This is a genomic window from Alloscardovia macacae, assembly GCF_002259705.1.
Lineage (GTDB): Bacteria > Actinomycetota > Actinomycetes > Actinomycetales > Bifidobacteriaceae > Alloscardovia > Alloscardovia macacae.
In genome coordinates this window covers 93473-111484 of the sequence record NZ_MWWT01000001.1, presented here as the reverse complement: position 1 = coordinate 111484, position 18012 = coordinate 93473, and the positions used below count along the sequence as shown (strand labels likewise).

The window sequence follows — 18012 nt, the reverse complement described above, 5'->3', positions numbered from 1 at the left end:
CTCCGGTTTTCCATTCTTTCCATACCGCCCACCACCCATGCTAGTCTAGACTCTATGAAGCGGACTACTACAGGTGAAAATACAGCAGAAAAACTAGGCTTCCAGCCAGTACTGACAGGAAGTGACATTAACGTGTACGGCATGGCACGTGCCTTTTACGAAGAGTATGGTATCCAGTCCATCTCCTTCGCGAAGAGCCACATGCTGCCTACACAGTACAGCCGTTTCGTGGATGTACACGCTTTTGATGACTTCGACCAGCCAGAGAGTTTCGCACACCACCTGCTCGAGTACGCCCGCCAGATGCGCGCCGAACATCCTAACGTAAAGCTCCTGCTCATCCCCTGCGGAGACGTCTACGCGAACCTGCTGAGCCAGACAGCCGAGCAGCTGAAAGATTACTTCATCTTTAACACACTTCCACCTGAACTGAACCATCAGCTCAGCATGAAGAACAGCTTCTATGAGCTGTGCGAAAAGTATGATATCCCTCACCCTGCCACGAAGGTCGTCGATAAAAAAGCCGTAGAAGCACACGAATATAAAGACCTTCCTTTCGCCTTCCCTGTGGCCATGAAACCAGCAGATTCTGCAGCGTGGCTGAAGGTGGACTTCCCCGGCCGTAAGAAGGCATTCATCATCGAGACGCCAGAAGAACTCGACGAGCTTATCCAGCGTTCCTACGCTGCAGGATATGAGGGACGTATGATCCTCCAGGACTTCATTCCTGGAGATGATACCCATATGCGTGTGCTGAATGCGTATGTGGACCAGCATCATAACGTGCGCATGATGTTCCTCGGCCACCCACTCCTCGAAGACCCGACTCCGGAAGCCGTGGGGAACTACGCTGCCATTATTCCGGATTATAACGAGGAGATCTGCCTGAAGCTGAAGGCATTCCTCGAAGACATCGGCTACCAGGGTGTGGCGAATTTCGACATGAAGTATGACGAGCGTGACGGCCAGTTTAAGCTTTTCGAGATTAACCTCCGTCAGGGTCGTTCGAGCTATTATGTCACGCTGAATGGTTTTAACCTCGCCCGCTACTTTACCGAAGACCTCATCTTCGACACCCCATTCGACGGTGAGACCCTCATCGGTAAGGGAGACAAGCTCTGGCTGGAGATCCCGCGCACCATCTTTAAGACATATGTGCTCCCAGGAGAGGATAAGACCCGCGGCCTGCAGATGCTGCGCGAGGGAAACTGGGGCACCACGCTCGAGTCGAAAGACGACATGAATGTGAAGCGCTGGCTCATGATTCGCCGCATCTTCTTCGCCTACATCCGCCGTTACCGTCAGTTCTTCACCCATAAAGAAGAGCTGAAGTAGAAGAGCCGACGTAGAAGAGCCGACGTAGTAGTATAGAAGCTTAGGCTTTTCAGTAAGAGAGGTGGTAGACATGAAACGTCCGTTTTTTGCTGTCCTCGGTGGCATGGGTACGCTGGCTACGGAATCGTACATCCGCGTCCTGAATGCGCGTACTGAGGCTGCGAAGGACCAGGACTACCTGGACTACCTCGTTTTTAATGATGCGTCGGTTCCGGACCGTACGGCGTTCATTACTCAGAAGAGCGAGGAGGATCCGTTCCCGGTCATCGCTGATGACATTCAGAAGGCTACGGCTGTGGGGGCGTCCTTCCTCGTGCTCACGTGTAATACCGCGCATTACTTTTATGACCGCTTCCAGGCGCTCACTGACGTTCCCGTTCTGCACATGCCGAAGCTGGCAGTGGAAAAATTGGCAGAAAAGTATCCGGCTGAACGCTTCCACCGCGTCGGTCTGCTCGCCACGGTGGGCACGCGGACGGCGGGCGCTTACCAGAAGGCCATCGAGGATGCCGGATACACGTATGTGGAGCCGTCGGACGAGCTGCAGGCGGCCATCACGCGGCTCATCTATGATGACGTGAAGGACGCGGGGCGGCTCGACGAGCAGGCGTACCGCGCGGTGCTGGACGCGTTCCTCGACCCGTCCGGCGCGTACCGCTGCGACGCGCTTATCCTCGGCTGCACCGAGCTGAGCGTGCTGAACGAGGCGTTCCCGCTGCCCGAGCTGCCGGTCATCGACGCGCAGTCTGAGCTCGTGGACGAGTCCATACGTCTGGCTCAGAAGCTGCGCGCGTAGCTTTTTCGGCTTTTCTCAGGCTTAGGCCAATTTCTGCACGTCCGGCTTCGTCCCATCCCCGAGGAAGTAAATGGAGTACCAGGTGAGGAAGGAGTAGACCGTCCAGATCTTACGGCGGTCGTCCGTCTTCCCCGCGAAATTATCATCTACCATCTTCAGCAGCGCATCCTGGTCGAAGAACTCGCGCACGAAGTCCTGCGCAAACAGGCTCCGCACTACCGTGTAGAACTTCTCCTCACGCAGCCACTGGCGGATAGGCACAGGGAAGCCGAGCTTCTCACGCTTATACCATGCTTCCGGAAGATGGCGGGCTGCAGCCTTACGGAATGCGTACTTCGTATTCTCCTCGGAAATAAGGTAACGCGTAGGAACCTTCTGAGCCACGGCCATAAGCTCCTTATCCAGCAGCGGCACGCGCAGCTCGAGCGAATGTGCCATGGTCATCTTATCTGCCTTCAGAAGGATATCTCCCGGCATCCACTGGTGGAGGTCGAGATACTGCTTCTTCTTCAGCTCGGAAATCTTCTGACTCTTCTGCGCAGTCTTCGCCTCCACACGGTCGTACACCGCATCCACGATGGACTGGACGCTCGGCGCATCGCGGTACTCATCTGTGACGAGAGCATCCGCTTCATCACAGGTGAAGACACGCGCCTGACCGATGAAATTCTCGCGTGCTGGAGCGAGATTTTCATACAGGTGCATGGCTCCGTGGAAGGTCTTTCCCTTCGCGAAACGACCTATGGCCTGGCGAGTGCTTTCTGGCAGCATCTGCAGCAGATGCGTAGCCTTCTTAATGGCTTTCGAGCGCGTGTGAACACCGTAATCTATGTATCCCGCGAAAAGCTCATCTGCTCCCTCGCCAGAGAGCACACACTTCACATCCTTTGCTGCCAGCTGGGACAGGAAGAAGAGCGGCACACAGGATGGGTTTGAGTCTGGCTCATCCATATACCACTGAATTTGTGGGAAGTACGAGAATGCCTCCTCATCCGTAAGCTCGCGCGACGTGTTATTCAGATGAATCATGCCTGCCAGCTCCTGAGCCTGGTGAGACTCGTTATACGAGCCCTGACCGAAGCCTATAGAGTATGTATGTTCTGGGCGTGCGAGCGCGGCCACGTAGGACGAGTCCACGCCAGAGGACAGGAAGGATCCCACTTCCACGTCCGCTATCTGATGCGCGCGAACCGAATCCTGGACGGTGGCGTCTATAGTATCCACCACGTCATCGAGCTTCTGGCGCGTCTCCTCGAATGCTTCGTCATAGTACTCGTGGATGTCCAGCTGACCGTCCTTATACGTGAAGTAGTGGCCTTCTGGCAGCTTAAAAACGCCCTTAAAGAAGGTCTCGCGCAGCGCTGGGTACTGGAAGGTGAGGTACGGCTTCAGCGCTTTTTTATTCAATTCCTTCTCGAAATGAGGATGCGCCAGCAGAGCCTTAATCTCCGAGGCGTACATAAACGTGCCGTTCATCTGTGCGTAGTAGAACGGCTTAATGCCGAAGTGGTCGCGCGCGCCGAAAAGCTCGTGTGTCTTCGAGTTCCAGATGACGAAAGCAAACATACCGCGAAGCCTGTTCAGCAAATGCGTGCCCCACTGCTCGTATCCGTGAAGAATGACTTCCGTATCTGCATGTGTACGGAACGTATGCCCCAGCGCGAGCAGCTCCTCACGCAGAGGCTGATAGTTATATATCTCGCCGTTAAACGTGATGCACAGGGACTTATCTTCGTTATAGATGGGCTGGTCTCCACCTGCGAGGTCGATGATGCTCAGGCGGCGAAAGCCCAGCGCAGCATGCTCATCCACATGCTCGCCATACGCATCAGGCCCACGATGCGCTATCCTATCCGTCATGTCCGTCAGGATAGCGTGCTTCTCCTCCATGGAGAAGTCATTAATAAAGCCAGCTATGCCACACATAGTATCCTCCCATTATTTCCCTCTCCCATTCTACTAGGGTAGCAGATGGGGTACAGAGTGTCTCGGGAAAATATTATGTGAATTTATTCGTGGAGTTGACGTATTCTTACGGATGTATAGTAAGTGCTCTATAGTCTGGCACTCCAGCGTGCCACATCTGCACATAAAAAGTGTGGTGCTACTGTATAACACCACACTTCACATTTTCATAAACGTCCCTACCGCAGCGCCTTATACGCCGGTGTCAGCTCGCCCGCTATGGACTTACACACCCAGGAGGCGAGCTCCTGGCCACGCAGCCCCTGCGAAAGGAGGAAGACTATCTTCGCATATGCTGCTTCGAGAGTCATGTCCCCTGCTCCCACAGCGCCGGCGCGTGCTATGGCATCGCCCGTCTCATAGTGGCCGAGAAGCACTTCGGACTGCTCGCACTGGGAGGCCACTATCACCGGCACGCCATCCTCTATAGCCTCCCGCAGCACATCGGTAAGGCCCGGCTCATCGGACGGAACATTACCCACACCATACGCACGCAGAAGTACGGCTTCTGGACGTGGCTTGAGGATATGCGAAAGGCGCTCAGCAGTAATGCCTGGCACCATGTCCAGCACTACTACATCATGGCGGGTATATGGCTGAGGATCCGCCCAGCCACACCCTGCTCGCTCCACCGGATACCAGCGCCACGGAGCACCTGTACGCGCCAGAGGCCCCGTGGCTGGAGAGGAGAAGCCCTCGAAAGCCCAGGACGAGCTCTTCGTCACACGGTTTCCTGCGAAGAGGTGGTGTCCGAAGAAGAGAGTCACCCCATCGGCACGATGCGATAACGTCGCATTCAGCGCACCTGTCACATTCGCCGTCGCATCCGTCTCCACCATGCCCAGCGGCAGCTGCGAGCCCGTGAGCACTACAGGCTTTCCGAAGTCGGTCAGAGCATAGCTCAGAGCGGCTGCAGAGTAGCTCATGGTATCTGTACCGTGAAGAACCACGAAAGCATCCGCATCATCGTGGTTCATCCACAGGTCGTCGATGATGGCCTGCCAGTTATCTGGAGTGGCATTCGAAGAGTCGATAAGCGGGTCGAGGTCGGTGATGGTCACATTCCCCTCGCCCAGCTGCGTCCCCTTCAGAATCAAGGAGAGCCAGCCGTGGAGGTCCGCTCCCGGAATCAGCCCCTTCGGCGAATCCACCATGCCTATGGTTCCACCGGTATAGGTCACGTGTATACGCATTTTAGTTCTGCTCCTCATCTAGCATGGAGTCGAGTAGATTGGCCTTAATACGTCCTCGGACGGCGAACCAGCCGATGACGAGCGCGACGATGACCACGCCGAACAAAGCGAGCGTCTTACGGCCGGACTCGCTCCAGAAGTTCGACACGACGACGATAGCGAAGAATGCCAGCGAAATGTAGTCGCTATACGGCGCCCACGGCATGTGATACGCCGGACGCGTCTCCTGGCCGGCACGCACGCGGCGCATAAACGCGATGTGCGTGACGAGGATCATGCCCCACGTTCCCGCGATGCCTATGCCCGCCAGGTCCATGATGACGTTAAACGCATCCTCAGCCAGCACCGCGTTCAGCACCACGCCCACGAGGCCGAGCGCGGACGTAATCATAATGCCACCGAACGGAACTTTATGCGCATTCAGCTTCGCCGCAAAGCGCGGACCCGAGCCCGCGATGGCCATAGAACGCAGCGTACGGCCCGTAGCATACAGCCCCGCATTCAGCGAGGACAGCGCGGCCGTGAGCACGACCACCTGGATGATGTCTCCCGCGTACGGCACATTCAGGCCGGAGAAGAAGGTGACGAACGGGGACTCGGCCGAGGAGTACGCCATATACGGCAGAACGAGAGCCATGAGCAGCACCGAGCCGACGTAGAAGACGAAAATGCGCACGATCATGGAATTGATAGCTTTCGGCAGCACCTTCTGCGCATCCGCGGTCTCGCCGGCCGCCACGCCCACCATCTCCGTGCCGCCGAACGCGTACACGACGCCGAGGGTGAGCGAGAAGACGATGGTCAGGCCCTGAGGCAGGAATCCGCCGTAATTCGTAATGTTATGGAAGCCGGCCGTATACGCGGTGCCGTCTGCAGCCGTGCCCGTGTGTGCGTGGAAGATGATAGCGCCGATGGCTATGACCATGAAGGCGATGATGGTGGTCACTTTGATGGCCGCGAACCAGAATTCTGCCTCGCCGAACATCTTCACACTCATCATGTTCAGTACGAAGACCACGGCCAGCGCGATGAGTGCGAGCACCCATTGCGGGACCGGTTTAAAGAGTGACCAGTAGTGCATGTAGAGCGCCACAGCCGTGATATCTGCCATGACGGTGGTGGCCCAGTCGAGGAAGAACATCCATCCCGTAATGTACGCACCCTTTTCGCCGAGGAATTCGCGCGAGTAGGACACGAAAGCGCCGGAGCTCGGGCGGCGGATGGCCAGCTCGCCGAGTGCGCGCACCATGAGGAAGGCGAAGATGCCGCAGATGGCGTAGGCGAGGACGAGGCCCGCACCGCCCTGCGCGAGGCGGCCGCCCGCGCCGAGGAAGAGGCCCGTGCCGATGGACCCGCCGATGGCTATCATCTGGATGTGCCGCGCTTTAAGCGCTTTGTCGTAGCCCGCGTCGCCCTTATCTGCGGCGGTGTGTGCTTCGTGTGTGTGTGCTTCCGCCGCGCTCGTTTCGGCCGCGCCGTTCACGTCGTTTCGCGTGAGGTCAGTATCGCTCACCGTGTCCTTCTTTCCTTTTCTCTTTTTTCTGCTCTATAGGTCAATTTTTCCGCGTTCTACGCCTAGTGTGCGCTCTGTGCAGCGCCCTGCGCAGCGCTAGCGCTCTGTGCGCCCACCCACGCGCGAATGCGGCGTGCGGACTCTCTGAGATTCTCCATGCTGGCCGCATAGCTCGCACGCACCCAGCGCGAGGCCGGGTCTCCGAAGGCAGCACCGGGGATAAGCGCCACTTTCGCCTCATAGGCGAGCTTCGTGCAGAACTCGAGGCTCGAGCCCTCGAACCAGTCTGGCATCTGGATGAACAGGTAGAACGCGCCATCCGGGTAGGCCACGCTCAAGCCCATGTCCGTGAGCTGGTTATAAAGGTAGTTGCGGCGCTCAGAGTACTCAGCCACCATAGCGTCGATGTCTGCATCACCATGCTCATAGCCTTCCTGGGCCGCGTCCATGGTGAAGGTGGCACCGGTGGCCACGTTCGACTGGTGTACTTTCACGAATTCGTTCGCGAGCTCGACCGGAGCGGCGATGTATCCCACGCGCCAGCCCGTCATAGCGAAGGCCTTCGAGGCGGAGTCGATGAGCACAGTATTCTCAGGAGCATAGCGTGCGATGGAGTCCACACGCTCCGTGCCATACGAGATCTCCGCATACACTTCATCCGAGATGACGAGGACGTCATGCTCGAGAACCACGTCTGCCAGAGCCTGGATTTCTGCGCTATTCAGAGCCACACCCGTAGGATTATTCGGGTAATTCAGGATGAGTACGGGCTTTTTCCCAGCTCCCTTCGCGCGGCTCAGTGCCGCTTCGAGCTGCTCAGGAGTGAGCTTAAAACCGGTGTCCGTGGTATCGATAAGATCCACCGCACCGCCAGCCAGGAGCGTCTGCGTCTTATATGCTCCGAAAGCAGGGATAGGGATAATGGACACCGTCTCATCGCTTAAGACAGAGCCGAAGACTGCAGACAGAGCCTCGGATGCACCCACCGTGCACACGATGTTCTCTGCTGTATACTCGAGCCCGCGGCGGCGGCGCAGATATCCTGCTGCAGCCTCACGAAGTCCCATCGTTCCCGCATTTGGCGCATAATGCGTGCGCCCAGCCTGGATGGAGGCTATGCCCGCATCCACGATGCGCTGAGGCGTAGGAAAGTCTGGCTCGCCGAGAGTGAGCTTAATAATGCCCTCGATGCCTGAGATATCCGCATCAAACGAGCGGATGAGTGATCCTCGTAAGTCACGCACACTCTGGCGTACAGGAGAGTTCGTCATAGCGCCTCCTCATCTATTCTGCTCTATCCTGCAGTAGTCCTGTTTTCTGTACAGTCCTACTGTACTCACAGAACGCGATGAGAGGAGTGTGTTAGAGGAAGAATTGACCTCGAGGTAAGACTCACGCAAAACGCTGACGTACGTACGCGTGCACGCTCTCGGGAAGCACGTACGGCGCCCGCGCGCGCAGCTGAGGCAGCGAGCGCACGCCGAGGATGGTCAGCAGGTTCGTCACGTGCTCATCCCACGCACGCACGAGCGCCACCGCGCCAGCCACAGCCTCGTCCGCATCCTCCGACGCCGTCACAGCCTGCAGGAAGGCCGCGGACAGTCCCACCGCATCCGCGCCGAGCGCCACGTATTTGACGATGTCGAGCGGACCGCGCACGCCACCGGAAGCGATGATGTCGAGGTGCGTACCACCGAGGCCTTCCGCGCGCTCCTCGTGAGCACGCAGCTCCTCGCGCTCCTCGCGCACATGCATAGCCTCCAGCAGCGAACGCAGCGTGGACAGCCCCCAGTCTTCGAGGTAGCTAAAATCCTGCTCGGCATTCCGCGCGTTTTCTATCTGCACGAAATTCGTTCCACCGCGTCCCGCCACGTCCACAGTGTGGACTCCGGCATCCACGAGCTGAGCCACAGTCTCAGCACTCATGCCGAATCCCACTTCTTTCACGATGACAGGCACACCGTCAGCCCCCAGGCCCTCCGTCACTGTACGAATATGCTCCGTCCAGCCTCGAAAGTCCTTCTCCCCCTCCGGCATGACTATCTCCTGCGCAGCATTCAGATGGATCTGCAGTGCCTTCGCCCCCACGAGGTCCACGACGAAGCGAGCAGACTCGAGCGTATGCTCCGCGCCGAGATTCGCGAGGAAGCGCACGTCCGGGAAGTCCGAGGCGAGCTGCGCGTAAGCAGCACGCGTGTCCGGATTTTTCACGGCTATGCTCATGGATCCGAGCGCCATCGGCGAGTGCGTCTCCTGAGCCACGCGAGCCAGACGGCGGTTGATCTCGTTCGCGCGCGGCGTTCCTCCCGTCATCGCGTTAATAAAGTACGGCCGCTCGAGCGCGAGCCCCGCGAAGGATGTTTCACGTGAAACGTCCGCGCGGCTGACTTCCGGCAGTGCGTTCGGGATGAACTGCATGGCGTCTATCTCCGCGTGCGTGCGCGGATTCAGCGCGTTCTGCTCGTAATACTGCTGCGCGAGCCGCACGTGATCATCTTTACGTGAGGAGATGTGAGAGTCGTACATACTCGTCCTTTTCTGCTTCTGCTCTACCCGATCCGGCCGCGAGCTAGCTCAGCGTCCAGTGCATCGGCTCGATGCCCGCCGCCCGCCAGTCCTGCTCGAGCGCACGCGCCTGCTCGTCTGTACTGTTCTGCGCGAGCGCGATGCCGCAGTCGCCGCCGCCCGCGCCGGAGAATTTCGCCGTATATCCGTGGCGTTCAGCGAGACGGTTCAGTGTGGCCAATTCTTCTGTCAGCGCATATCCCCCTGTGCAGTCCGAGAAGTCACTAAGGATTCTGCCTGCGAGGCCATACACACGCAGGAAAGCATCCGCATCATTCTCCCGGCAGGCCTGGCGCATGGTGCGCGCTATGCCGTCAGACATGCGCACGAAGTCTGCATACTGCTCAGTCTGCTCTGTCTTATACGCACGCACAGCATTCACGAGGTCTGCGGAGCTCGCTGGGTGCCCAGTCCAGCCTATGCGCCGGTCGATGCCCTCTGGCCACTCGAGAGGCTCTATTTCGAGTCCCTCCCAGTGCTGGGCGACGAGGGGACGTACGTCTGAGGTGTCTTCAGTGAGAGCATCTCGCACATACTGAATCCATTCCTTTGAAGGTTTCACATAAAAGATGAGCTGGCCGTATGCACTGCACGCTACATCTCCGAAGGAGCCATTATCCCCTGCGAGGAGAAGTGCGCAGACGGCATATTTATAGAGTTCTTCTGGGGATGGATAGACTTCTCCTGCAGTAAAAAGCGCTCGTAGGGTCGCTACGGTTACAGCTCCTGAGGAGCCGAGACCGAACTTGCGACCGTCGGCTTCCACGAGCTGAGAAATAAAAGCGAGGTCTGCGTCCGGCACATCCACGTCTGCCACTCGCATGGCTGCGAGCACATAGCGTAACGGGTCGTCCACCCGAACTTCTGGCTGCGATTCTACACGTACAGTGCCCGTGCCGGCAGGGACGAGCTGTGCAGTAATCTCGCGGTCCACAGCGCTGACCACCGCAGCTCCCCCATCCACGACGGCATACTCACCACACAGGTACAGCTTTCCTTGAGCGCCTTTAGCCATAGAGCTCCTCCCACTCCTGCTCAGAGAGAATGCGCGGACCTGATCCTGCTCCTGCGTCGAAAAGTGTCACATTCGGAAAGCGCTGAGCGAGCAGCTCATGCACGCGCGGCTGCTCTGAGCGGCGGCAGAGTACTTTTACATTCGGGCCAGCATCCATGGTGTAGTACACGCTGAGCCCCTGAGCACGCAGTTCCTGAATGTACTCGATAACCTCGAGGCTTCGCGACGTGAGGTAGGTAAACGGCGGATTCGCAGCAAACATGGTGGCATGGAACTTCATACAGTTCGCCTCCATAGCTGCTCCCACGCGGTCGATGTCCCGCTCGCGGATACCCGCACGAACCTCGTCCAAGTCCTTCTCCGATACTTCACGCCAAAGAGGGTAGAATGCAGACGTTTCAGCAGTATGCTTCATGCCATACGTGCTCGAAATCTTCTTTTTCTGCGTAGATAACGCCACAAGCACCATGGCCACATCCCACTGCGCATCATCCACAGGCACAGCCACGCTATCGTCGCTGCCTGTCCCGTACACCCACTCCACGAATCCTCCGAAGATGCTGCGCGTGGCCGAGCCTGAGCCTCGGCGTGCGAAGGTGCTCAGCTCGGTGTCACTCATGCGTGGAGCATCTGGGTAGCGCTCTTCGAAGAGCGCGCGCAGCGCGAAGGCGAGCGCGGCAAAACCACTGGAAGAGCTCGCCAGTCCTGCAGCTGTAGGCACGTGATTATGGCTTTCCACCCGCACGCGTGGCGCATCGGCACCGAAAGCTGCACCGGCCGCTGAGTCTCCCACACCATAGCGCGTGCGGAAAAGATCCACCACACGCGTCACCTTCGCCGTCGATGCTGCATCCTGGACTTCACCATCCAGTACGAGTACATCCTCAGCAGCCCCATCCACGAAGCGGACGCATGTGTCCGTATACAGAGAGCTGAGTGTGAAGGATAAACTCGTACTCGTCGGTAAGTACAGAACGTCATCCCGCTTACCCCAGTACTTGATGAGCGCTATATTCGTATGCGCTCGAGCGGCGGCCATCCCGGTCATTTCTCTCCCTCTATCCTTGCGAGATAAGTGGCACATACCACGTGCGCTTCGCTCCTGCATCTTCGAGTGCCTGGCGTATATACCCCGCAGAGGCCCGCGAGCCAGCTAGAGCTATCATGCAGCCGCCTCCCCCGCTCCCCGTAAGCTTCGCACCGAGAGCACCAGCCTGCCGCGCGGTAGAATTGAGCGCATCAAGCTCAGCACTCGAGACGCCTAGCGCTGCCAGCGTCTCCTGCGCGGTATCCATCATGCGTCCCACCGCAGCAAGCTCATTCAGCTGCAGCGAGTCAGCGCACGCATACGCAAGCCGTCCCAGCTTCTCTATGCCGGCGCGCGCACGCTCGGCAGTCTGCGTATCGCTAGAACGCAGCAGGGCACGCACGGCGCTCACTGCCTCGCGCGTGTTTCCTTCTACGCCCGTATCTGCCACCACGAGCACACCGTCCGTATGGAAGGCAAATGTGGAGATGTCCGGAGCGTCATCCGTGCGCTTAAACCAGACTGCGCTATCCGAAGCCACGGTAGCACTATCCATGCCGGACGCGTTCGTATGCGCGATGTTTTCCGCTATCTGTGCGTACTCAAACTCCTGCGTCAAGCTCAGCGGCACACTCGCATACTTCGCCAGCGCCCGTACTATGGCCACGGCCACGGCAGCCGACGAACCCATCCCACGCTCGTGCGGAATCGTGGACGTAATGGTGAGGTCGAAGCCCTGCTCCTCAAGCGCGAAGTCATACCGTACGCGCTGCACGAGCACCTGCAGATTCTTTAAAATGTCCGGAGCTTGAGACAGTTTCCCGCTAAAATACTCACAGTGGATGTACACGTCCGCCGAGGACCGCACACTCGGGCTCACCACGGCTTCCATGCGCGCGTCCGCCAGTGGCAGCACGATGGCCGGCTGCGCGTATACCGCGGAGTGCTCGCCGATGAGTATGACTTTCCCATGCGAGACACCACGATATTCCGGACTAGTAACCATACGTTCTACTCTAAAAGCTTTGGGCTGGCGGCGGGCGGGCGGACGCGACGTCTATACAGAAAACTCACGAGTGCGCTTCGGGAGGGGATTCCTGAATGCCAATTCATCTCTCATCCTTCGTGAGTGTCGAGCACAGTGCGGATGCACTAGGAGGTATCTTTGAGGTAACTTCTCAGGCCGGTACGAGGCTGCACAATTTAGGGAACTTTTGCAGTAAGATTCTATATACAAAGTTCCCTAAAATCCGGTATCGTGTTCACGAAGGAACACTCAGATGGCACCGAAGTATGAAGATATAGAAGAACTACTCCACGCGCGAGTAGATATCCATGCACGCCTTCAGCTCCTCCCTTATAACGGATTCCCGGAAATTAAAGAGCCCGGAGATGGACGTTACCTTTACACTAGCAAACGTGTGGCAGGAAAGCTCACCTCTACGTATGCGGGAGCATATACGGAAGACCTGTATAACCTCCTTCTGCGTAATGCGCACAAAGCACGCTCACTACGTAAAGAACTCCGTCGCATAGAAAAAGAATTATCGCAGAACAGATACACCGATTCTGCGCCCGCTCCTGATATTCTCGGAAACCGAGACTTTGCACGGGAATTCATACTGGATAATGACGTGCTGTACAGCCGAACAGACTACTCTGTCCTCAGCCATACAGCGCAGCTCGTGAACGAAGGATTCTTCGCTCAGGGTGGTCGTATACGTGGAGTACCAGTTACTATAGGAAGATCATCGTATGTTCCAAAGATTCCTTTCGAAGCGGATGTGTAAGACATGATTCATGACATAACGGACCCCGCTGAGAATGCGAGCACTTCCGCAGATAAACCCATCACTACTACCATTACACTCTGCCTTTACTGCATGCAAAGCAGATATTCCTAGACGGGAATAAGCGCGCGGCGATTATCTTCGCAAACCACTATCTCATCTCTCATGCAGGTGGCTACCTCGTCATACCAGAGTCAGAAGTACCGGAATTTAAGAAGCTTCTCGTACACTACTACGAGGGGGAAGAATATATCTATCCTTATGTAGTTTATGAAGGAGAAATGCTGAAAGAGATTCGTATGATACCGCTCTAGCAGAAAAACGAATAATGCGTATAAGGCAGAGGCATCAGCATTTTTATAGTGACAAAGAGCTCGAGTACGCGACTTTTCCATGGGGTGGATTGACATACTAAAGCAAGAAGCTAAGCCACCCTAGTAGCGGAATAAAAAACCAGACCACAGCACTTTTAAGTTGCACCTAACCATTTTCCGTTTAATCTTGACATATTGCCAAATAATGGTAATATTTCTTTTAGATGGTAATTCTCTTAGAGAAAGGAACGACATGAATAGGCTAATTACAGGCAAATTAGTAAGCCTACTCCATGAAAAAAACATGTCACAGAAAGACCTATCCGACAAGACAGGGATTACGCCTGCTGCAATCAGTCGCTATGCAAATGGTGAACGAGCACCACGCCCCATAATGCTCGCTAAGATCGCAAAAGCTCTTGATACTTCTCCCGAGGACTTAACCGGATTTGCCCAGGAACGAGAAATCGATAACGCTGTTACTCTTATCGCCCGTAATAAAAATAATCTTTCCGACGCACAACGCGAAAGCCTAATTCAGGCAATCCTTTCAAAGGACTAGGTGATATCTGCATTGCTAAGTCGTAAACGCCAGGTTGAAATCGAAGAATCTATCATCGAAATGTTCCAGGACTTTGGTATTAAACCAACCTACCCTATGAGCATTCAAAGGACAGCTGAAATACTTGGAATAAAAGTTGTCCCCTACTCTAGTCTGTCCGATGAAGAAAGAGTAATGGCATATGCAGCATCCAGTGATGCTTTCCATATTCGTACTTCGAATTTTATGGACATCCGGATTATTGTAGATGATACTTGTGGCGCATATTTCTATCGATCCCGTTTTTCGGGAGCCCACGAGCTGGGGCACATCTGGTTAGCGCATAAAGAAGACCAACCTAATATAGAAGAAGAAGCCAATTATTTTGCAGGATACTTCTTAGCTCCCCATCCACTCATTTTGACGTCTCCAGCAAATACAAACTTCGCTGAGGCCTTCGGAGTAAGTATTGATTGTGCGAGCTTCGCATATGATCAAGCAAATTCTCGAGTTAATGAAGGATCATGGCGTCCACATGAACAATGGCTTTTAGAGAAGTCTACTTGGATTGGAGGTGGGTTACTTAGTCAAATGTAAAGTCGCACCTGCTGCAACAGGTGCGACCAATAGTCGGAATTCGTTGGAAACCGTACACTCTATAAGTATACGCTAAGTTCAGCATATACCATAAGTTTTCAGCGAATTCCAAATTACCGTATTGTCTTTTAATGTTGCATAGCAACGGAACAGGAATTTAAAAATGAAAACTTTTTATCAAAACTCATTGGATTTTCCTCTCCCAGAGCATAGAGTCAAACGAGGATCATCACGTGACATATTCCATACATATATGACCAAAGGCGTAGCTTTCGACCCAGTATTCAATATGCCTATTATGCATTCTGAAAATTCTATTCCAACGGGAATAATTTCTTTTTCAGAAGCGATGTCTACTAAATCACTAGATTATAGTAACTACATTCATTTTTTCGAGAATGACGATCAAATTGAGCGTTTCTGGAATTCTCCATGGAGATACCTACCACGTCTGAGTAAATTTTCTGGATTCATTGCCACAGATTATAGTACTGGGACAGATCTTCCTGATCCTATCCGCAGATGGAATGTCTATCGCAATCAGCTTACGGGAGCATGGCTGCAGACTCTTGGTTTTCATGTCCTGTGTAACGTACGGTGCCCTGCAACTGGCTCAGACTATTTTCTTACAGGAGCTCCTCGCAATAGCATTATCGCTATAGGCGAGATAGGGTGTGTAAAAAATTGTCAAGACCGCAATCGTTTCTTAGGAGGATTAATCCGAGCTATTCACGAATTACATCCTACAGGGCTAGTAGTAGTTGGCAAAGACTCTTATGGAGTTTTTGATTATGCCAAAAAAAATAATATTCCTTTACACTTCTTCAGCGGCACTACAGAACGCTATTATAGAGGTGACACCAATGTGTGAGAAAGGACATGGAATAGGAGGATTTAATAAGTCTCGCGGAAATATACTGCCATCTGGAGAAGCACAGTTAAGACATATATTCGGTAGTCGAAAAGGTCACCTCGTGGATACTCCTCGAAACCGACAAAAATTGATGGAACTCGCAAATGATGAAACATACTATCTAGGCAAAGATAAACTAGGTATCGAATGGTATGCGCGTACAGAACAAGATGGCACTCAAACATGGGTTTCAGCTCTCAACGGAACCATCCAGGAGGGAGGAAGTAATGTGACTCCCAGAGTTTGGGATAAAGAAACAGGCTTAAATCGGAATCCTCATGGTAATCCACGCAATGTTTTTAGAAAGAAGAACTAGTATGAGAGTACACAGCTATCACACATTTCTATCTATGTTCTACGCTCTCGATGCTGCTTTCGAGCACAAGAGCACAGAACGACTACGATTATTTTTATCAGAAGCTAACCCATTTCTTTGGCAAGATGAAGGTTCCGCTGACCCTGCACTCTACGAGGATTTTTCACATGCCTACTCTAGACATTTCGGAGACCAAGGAGCCACACCAGAGGAAGCACGGGCATTCGTTCGCGCTTACCTTGATACCCAGAATAGTGAATATTCTTGGGTAGATGGTAATCTCGTCAGCGCTTTTGATAGCGTAGCCACTGCGCAGCTCTGGGAAGAGTCTTTAAAAGAAATGGCAGATTAGTCTCCTATTCTCAGACGAAGACTCCATACAAAAACTTGCGCTCAAGATTTAGCCATTATAGACGGCGCAGAGCGTGAAAAATAGCTAAATCTTGAGCGCAAGTTTTTTCAGACACCATACACGTGACGAAGGGACGCTGTGCTAGGCTCAGTCGGACCACTGAGCCAAAACGTCCAGCCCCCAGCAGCCCCGCCTCTAGCTATTAAACCCGACAGCCAGATTCGACAGCGTATATCCCGTCTTCACCAGCGCACGCCCGAGCGCCCCCCGGCTACCAGCCAGTCGAGTCAGCCCCTCATAGCGGCGCATATCCGCATACACGCGCTCATCCTGCGCGCGCAGCCGCTCCCACAGCTCGTCCTTCTGCGCCCAGCGCTGCTTATCATTCGACAGAATGAGGAAGACGCTGGTCACGATGAATTCCGAAGCGAGGTAGTGCAGCATGTAGCGGTAGAGGCCCGCCGGCACCGCGTCTGCGCCCGGCATAGCCTTTACCATCACGTCATTCACGCGTATGAGCTGATCGACGCGCTTGATCATGATGTCCTTCTGCACGCTCTGGCCTTCGCGGCCTATGAAATAGCGGTAAAAGTCGATGTTCAGGTATGTGAGCGTCTTCACCCATGGCAGTGGCTGGAAGGAGAAGATGAAGTCCACGTAGAAGGTGTGCTCCGGCAGCTTCAGCCCGCTGTCGCGCAGCACGGCCGTACGGTACGTAAGCGTGTGCATGAGCAGATACTGCTGGATATGGAACGGTTTCACGTCGTCCCACGTGAGGCGCTTGCCCGCTTCGAAGACGTTCGCGTAGCGGATGGTGCTCGTGTGGTGCTTTTCCACGTTTTCGTAGGTGTAGTTACTCACGAGGAGGTCCACCGGCTGGTCCGACGCGGCCTGCGCGCGCAGGAACGTGAGGTACGTGACGTACGCGGCTTTATCCACCCAGTCGTCCGCGTCCACTATCTTCAGGTACTGCCCGCGCGCCGCTGCTATGCCGGCATTACACGCGCCGCCGTGTCCCGCGTTTTCCTGGTGGATGACGCGGACTACGTCTGGGTAGCGCTCGGCATACGCGTCGGCTATCTCGGCTGTGCGGTCGTGCGAGCCGTCATTTACTATGACAATTTCTACATCCCGCGTATCTGCCGTATCCACGAGCGAATCCACGCAGCGCGCGAGGTAATCTTCCACATTATAGGAAGGAACGACGAAGGTTATAGTCTTATCAGTCATATATCTCTACTTGCTTTTCGGTGCTATCCAGAACTTGAGAAGTGGGTACGCCACTATGGTCGCTGCGATGGTGTTAAACACGGCGGATAGTGTGCTGCTTGCAGCGCCCCATCCTATAGAATTGGCCCAGGCGCTGATGTAGCTCGGCGCGAAACCGGAGATGACGATGATGAGCAGCGAAAGCAGAACGTACTTCCAGGCAGCCTGCGCGAAACTCGCGTCCGAGACGAACACCCACTTCATCTGCACGAAAAAGTTTACCGTCTGCGCGATGACTTCCGTGATGATGGTAGCCAGGAAGATGCCCACGCCGCCGGCCGCCGTGTCATAGTTATAGAACGCGAAGTGGAACGGTTCGGTCAGGCCCAGGCCGCTGACGAAGAGCGGAGTGAGGATCCACAGCAGGACGAAGCGCACGACCGTGGAGATCTGGGACAGGCCATTAAATTTAATGAACTCCCACAAATCTGGATGCTCTTCTTTCCACTTCGTAAAGCCGGACGTCGTGCTCATGTCGTCTCCCGTCGTGTGTCCTCCATGATAAAAGTCT

Annotated in this window: 18 protein-coding genes; 8 read left to right on the top strand and 10 right to left on the bottom strand. The window is 55.0% G+C overall.

Annotated elements, in window-relative coordinates:
• Positions 1-54 precede the first annotated feature (54 nt).
• Positions 55-1335 carry a carboxylate--amine ligase gene (locus ALMA_RS00465; protein WP_094725922.1) on the top strand — a complete coding sequence of 427 codons (1281 nt, stop codon included), beginning with the start codon at positions 55-57 and terminating at the stop codon, positions 1333-1335.
• A gap of 70 nt (positions 1336-1405) precedes the next feature.
• On the top strand, positions 1406-2131 hold the full coding sequence (locus ALMA_RS00460) for an aspartate/glutamate racemase family protein (protein WP_094726167.1): 726 nt from the start codon (positions 1406-1408) through the stop codon (positions 2129-2131).
• 21 nt (positions 2132-2152) lie between these two features.
• Here the strand turns inward: ALMA_RS00460 and asnB are convergent, their stop codons facing one another.
• The 8 genes from asnB to mvk form a co-directional block, all read right to left on the bottom strand.
• On the bottom strand, positions 2153-4057 hold the full coding sequence (gene asnB, locus ALMA_RS00455) for an asparagine synthase (glutamine-hydrolyzing) (protein WP_094725921.1): 1905 nt from the start codon (positions 4055-4057) through the stop codon (positions 2153-2155).
• A 218-nt stretch (positions 4058-4275) separates the two neighbouring features.
• Positions 4276-5289, bottom strand: coding sequence for an asparaginase (locus ALMA_RS00450; protein ID WP_094725920.1), 1014 nt, complete (start codon positions 5287-5289; stop codon positions 4276-4278).
• A 1-nt stretch (position 5290) separates the two neighbouring features.
• Positions 5291-6802, bottom strand: coding sequence for an amino acid permease (locus ALMA_RS00445; protein WP_244568807.1), 1512 nt, complete (start codon positions 6800-6802; stop codon positions 5291-5293).
• A 62-nt stretch (positions 6803-6864) separates the two neighbouring features.
• The gene (locus tag ALMA_RS00440; protein ID WP_094725919.1) at positions 6865-8073 is read right to left on the bottom strand and encodes a pyridoxal phosphate-dependent aminotransferase; all 1209 of its coding nucleotides are present in this window, start codon (positions 8071-8073) and stop codon (positions 6865-6867) included.
• Between the two features lie 121 nt (positions 8074-8194).
• Positions 8195-9328, bottom strand: coding sequence for a type 2 isopentenyl-diphosphate Delta-isomerase (gene fni, locus ALMA_RS00435; protein WP_094725918.1), 1134 nt, complete (start codon positions 9326-9328; stop codon positions 8195-8197).
• Positions 9329-9371: 43 nt separating this feature from the next.
• Entirely contained in the window at positions 9372-10382 is a 1011-nt protein-coding gene (locus tag ALMA_RS00430) for a phosphomevalonate kinase (protein ID WP_094725917.1), read from the bottom strand.
• Positions 10375-11430 (bottom strand): diphosphomevalonate decarboxylase, encoded by a 1056-nt coding sequence (gene mvaD / locus ALMA_RS00425; protein ID WP_094725916.1) that lies wholly within the window; start codon positions 11428-11430, stop codon positions 10375-10377. Before mvaD ends, ALMA_RS00430 begins: the two co-directional genes overlap by 8 nt.
• 10 nt (positions 11431-11440) lie before the next feature.
• Positions 11441-12415 carry a mevalonate kinase gene (gene mvk / locus ALMA_RS00420; RefSeq protein WP_094725915.1) on the bottom strand — a complete coding sequence of 325 codons (975 nt, stop codon included), beginning with the start codon at positions 12413-12415 and terminating at the stop codon, positions 11441-11443.
• A gap of 274 nt (positions 12416-12689) precedes the next feature.
• Between mvk and ALMA_RS00415 the strand changes: the two genes are divergently transcribed.
• The 6 genes from ALMA_RS00415 (at position 12690) to ALMA_RS00395 (ending at position 16232) form a co-directional block, all read left to right on the top strand.
• Entirely contained in the window at positions 12690-13199 is a 510-nt protein-coding gene (locus tag ALMA_RS00415; RefSeq protein ID WP_211278312.1) for a DUF6788 family protein, read from the top strand.
• A gap of 567 nt (positions 13200-13766) precedes the next feature.
• Positions 13767-14075: a helix-turn-helix domain-containing protein gene (locus ALMA_RS00410; RefSeq protein ID WP_158520617.1), complete on the top strand. Its 309-nt coding sequence runs from the start codon at positions 13767-13769 to the stop codon at positions 14073-14075.
• Positions 14076-14651 carry an ImmA/IrrE family metallo-endopeptidase gene (locus ALMA_RS00405; protein ID WP_094725913.1) on the top strand — a complete coding sequence of 192 codons (576 nt, stop codon included), beginning with the start codon at positions 14076-14078 and terminating at the stop codon, positions 14649-14651.
• Positions 14652-14814: 163 nt separating this feature from the next.
• The gene (locus ALMA_RS00400) at positions 14815-15522 is read left to right on the top strand and encodes a DUF4417 domain-containing protein (protein WP_094725912.1); all 708 of its coding nucleotides are present in this window, start codon (positions 14815-14817) and stop codon (positions 15520-15522) included.
• 103 nt (positions 15523-15625) lie between these two features.
• Positions 15626-15880 carry a hypothetical protein gene (locus ALMA_RS08010; protein WP_148140226.1) on the top strand — a complete coding sequence of 85 codons (255 nt, stop codon included), beginning with the start codon at positions 15626-15628 and terminating at the stop codon, positions 15878-15880.
• A gap of 1 nt (position 15881) precedes the next feature.
• Entirely contained in the window at positions 15882-16232 is a 351-nt protein-coding gene (locus ALMA_RS00395; protein WP_094725911.1) for a hypothetical protein, read from the top strand.
• Between the two features lie 195 nt (positions 16233-16427).
• Here ALMA_RS00395 and ALMA_RS00390 read toward each other — a convergent pair whose 3' ends face one another.
• Positions 16428-17462 carry a glycosyltransferase family 2 protein gene (locus ALMA_RS00390; RefSeq protein ID WP_094725910.1) on the bottom strand — a complete coding sequence of 345 codons (1035 nt, stop codon included), beginning with the start codon at positions 17460-17462 and terminating at the stop codon, positions 16428-16430.
• 6 nt (positions 17463-17468) lie between these two features.
• Positions 17469-17975 (bottom strand): GtrA domain-containing protein, encoded by a 507-nt coding sequence (locus ALMA_RS00385; RefSeq protein WP_094725909.1) that lies wholly within the window; start codon positions 17973-17975, stop codon positions 17469-17471.
• Positions 17976-18012: the final 37 nt, after the last annotated feature.

Bases quoted from the DNA above. Each gene is read 5' to 3' on its own strand.
- ALMA_RS00395 (WP_094725911.1), top strand. From the start codon at position 15,882: ATGAGAGTACACAGCTATCACACATTTCTATCTATGTTCTACGCTCTC.
- ALMA_RS00390 (WP_094725910.1), bottom strand. From the start codon at position 17,462: ATGACTGATAAGACTATAACCTTCGTCGTTCCTTCCTATAATGTGGAA.
- ALMA_RS00415 (WP_211278312.1), top strand. From the start codon at position 12,690: ATGGCACCGAAGTATGAAGATATAGAAGAACTACTCCACGCGCGAGTA.
- ALMA_RS00440 (WP_094725919.1), bottom strand. From the start codon at position 8,073: ATGACGAACTCTCCTGTACGCCAGAGTGTGCGTGACTTACGAGGATCA.
- ALMA_RS00430 (WP_094725917.1), bottom strand. From the start codon at position 10,382: ATGGCTAAAGGCGCTCAAGGAAAGCTGTACCTGTGTGGTGAGTATGCC.
- ALMA_RS00410 (WP_158520617.1), top strand. From the start codon at position 13,767: ATGAATAGGCTAATTACAGGCAAATTAGTAAGCCTACTCCATGAAAAA.
- ALMA_RS00450 (WP_094725920.1), bottom strand. From the start codon at position 5,289: ATGCGTATACACGTGACCTATACCGGTGGAACCATAGGCATGGTGGAT.
- ALMA_RS00400 (WP_094725912.1), top strand. From the start codon at position 14,815: ATGAAAACTTTTTATCAAAACTCATTGGATTTTCCTCTCCCAGAGCAT.
- ALMA_RS00465 (WP_094725922.1), top strand. From the start codon at position 55: ATGAAGCGGACTACTACAGGTGAAAATACAGCAGAAAAACTAGGCTTC.
- fni (WP_094725918.1), bottom strand. From the start codon at position 9,328: ATGTACGACTCTCACATCTCCTCACGTAAAGATGATCACGTGCGGCTC.
- mvk (WP_094725915.1), bottom strand. From the start codon at position 12,415: ATGGTTACTAGTCCGGAATATCGTGGTGTCTCGCATGGGAAAGTCATA.
- mvaD (WP_094725916.1), bottom strand. From the start codon at position 11,430: ATGACCGGGATGGCCGCCGCTCGAGCGCATACGAATATAGCGCTCATC.
- asnB (WP_094725921.1), bottom strand. From the start codon at position 4,057: ATGTGTGGCATAGCTGGCTTTATTAATGACTTCTCCATGGAGGAGAAG.
- ALMA_RS00385 (WP_094725909.1), bottom strand. From the start codon at position 17,975: ATGAGCACGACGTCCGGCTTTACGAAGTGGAAAGAAGAGCATCCAGAT.
- ALMA_RS00460 (WP_094726167.1), top strand. From the start codon at position 1,406: ATGAAACGTCCGTTTTTTGCTGTCCTCGGTGGCATGGGTACGCTGGCT.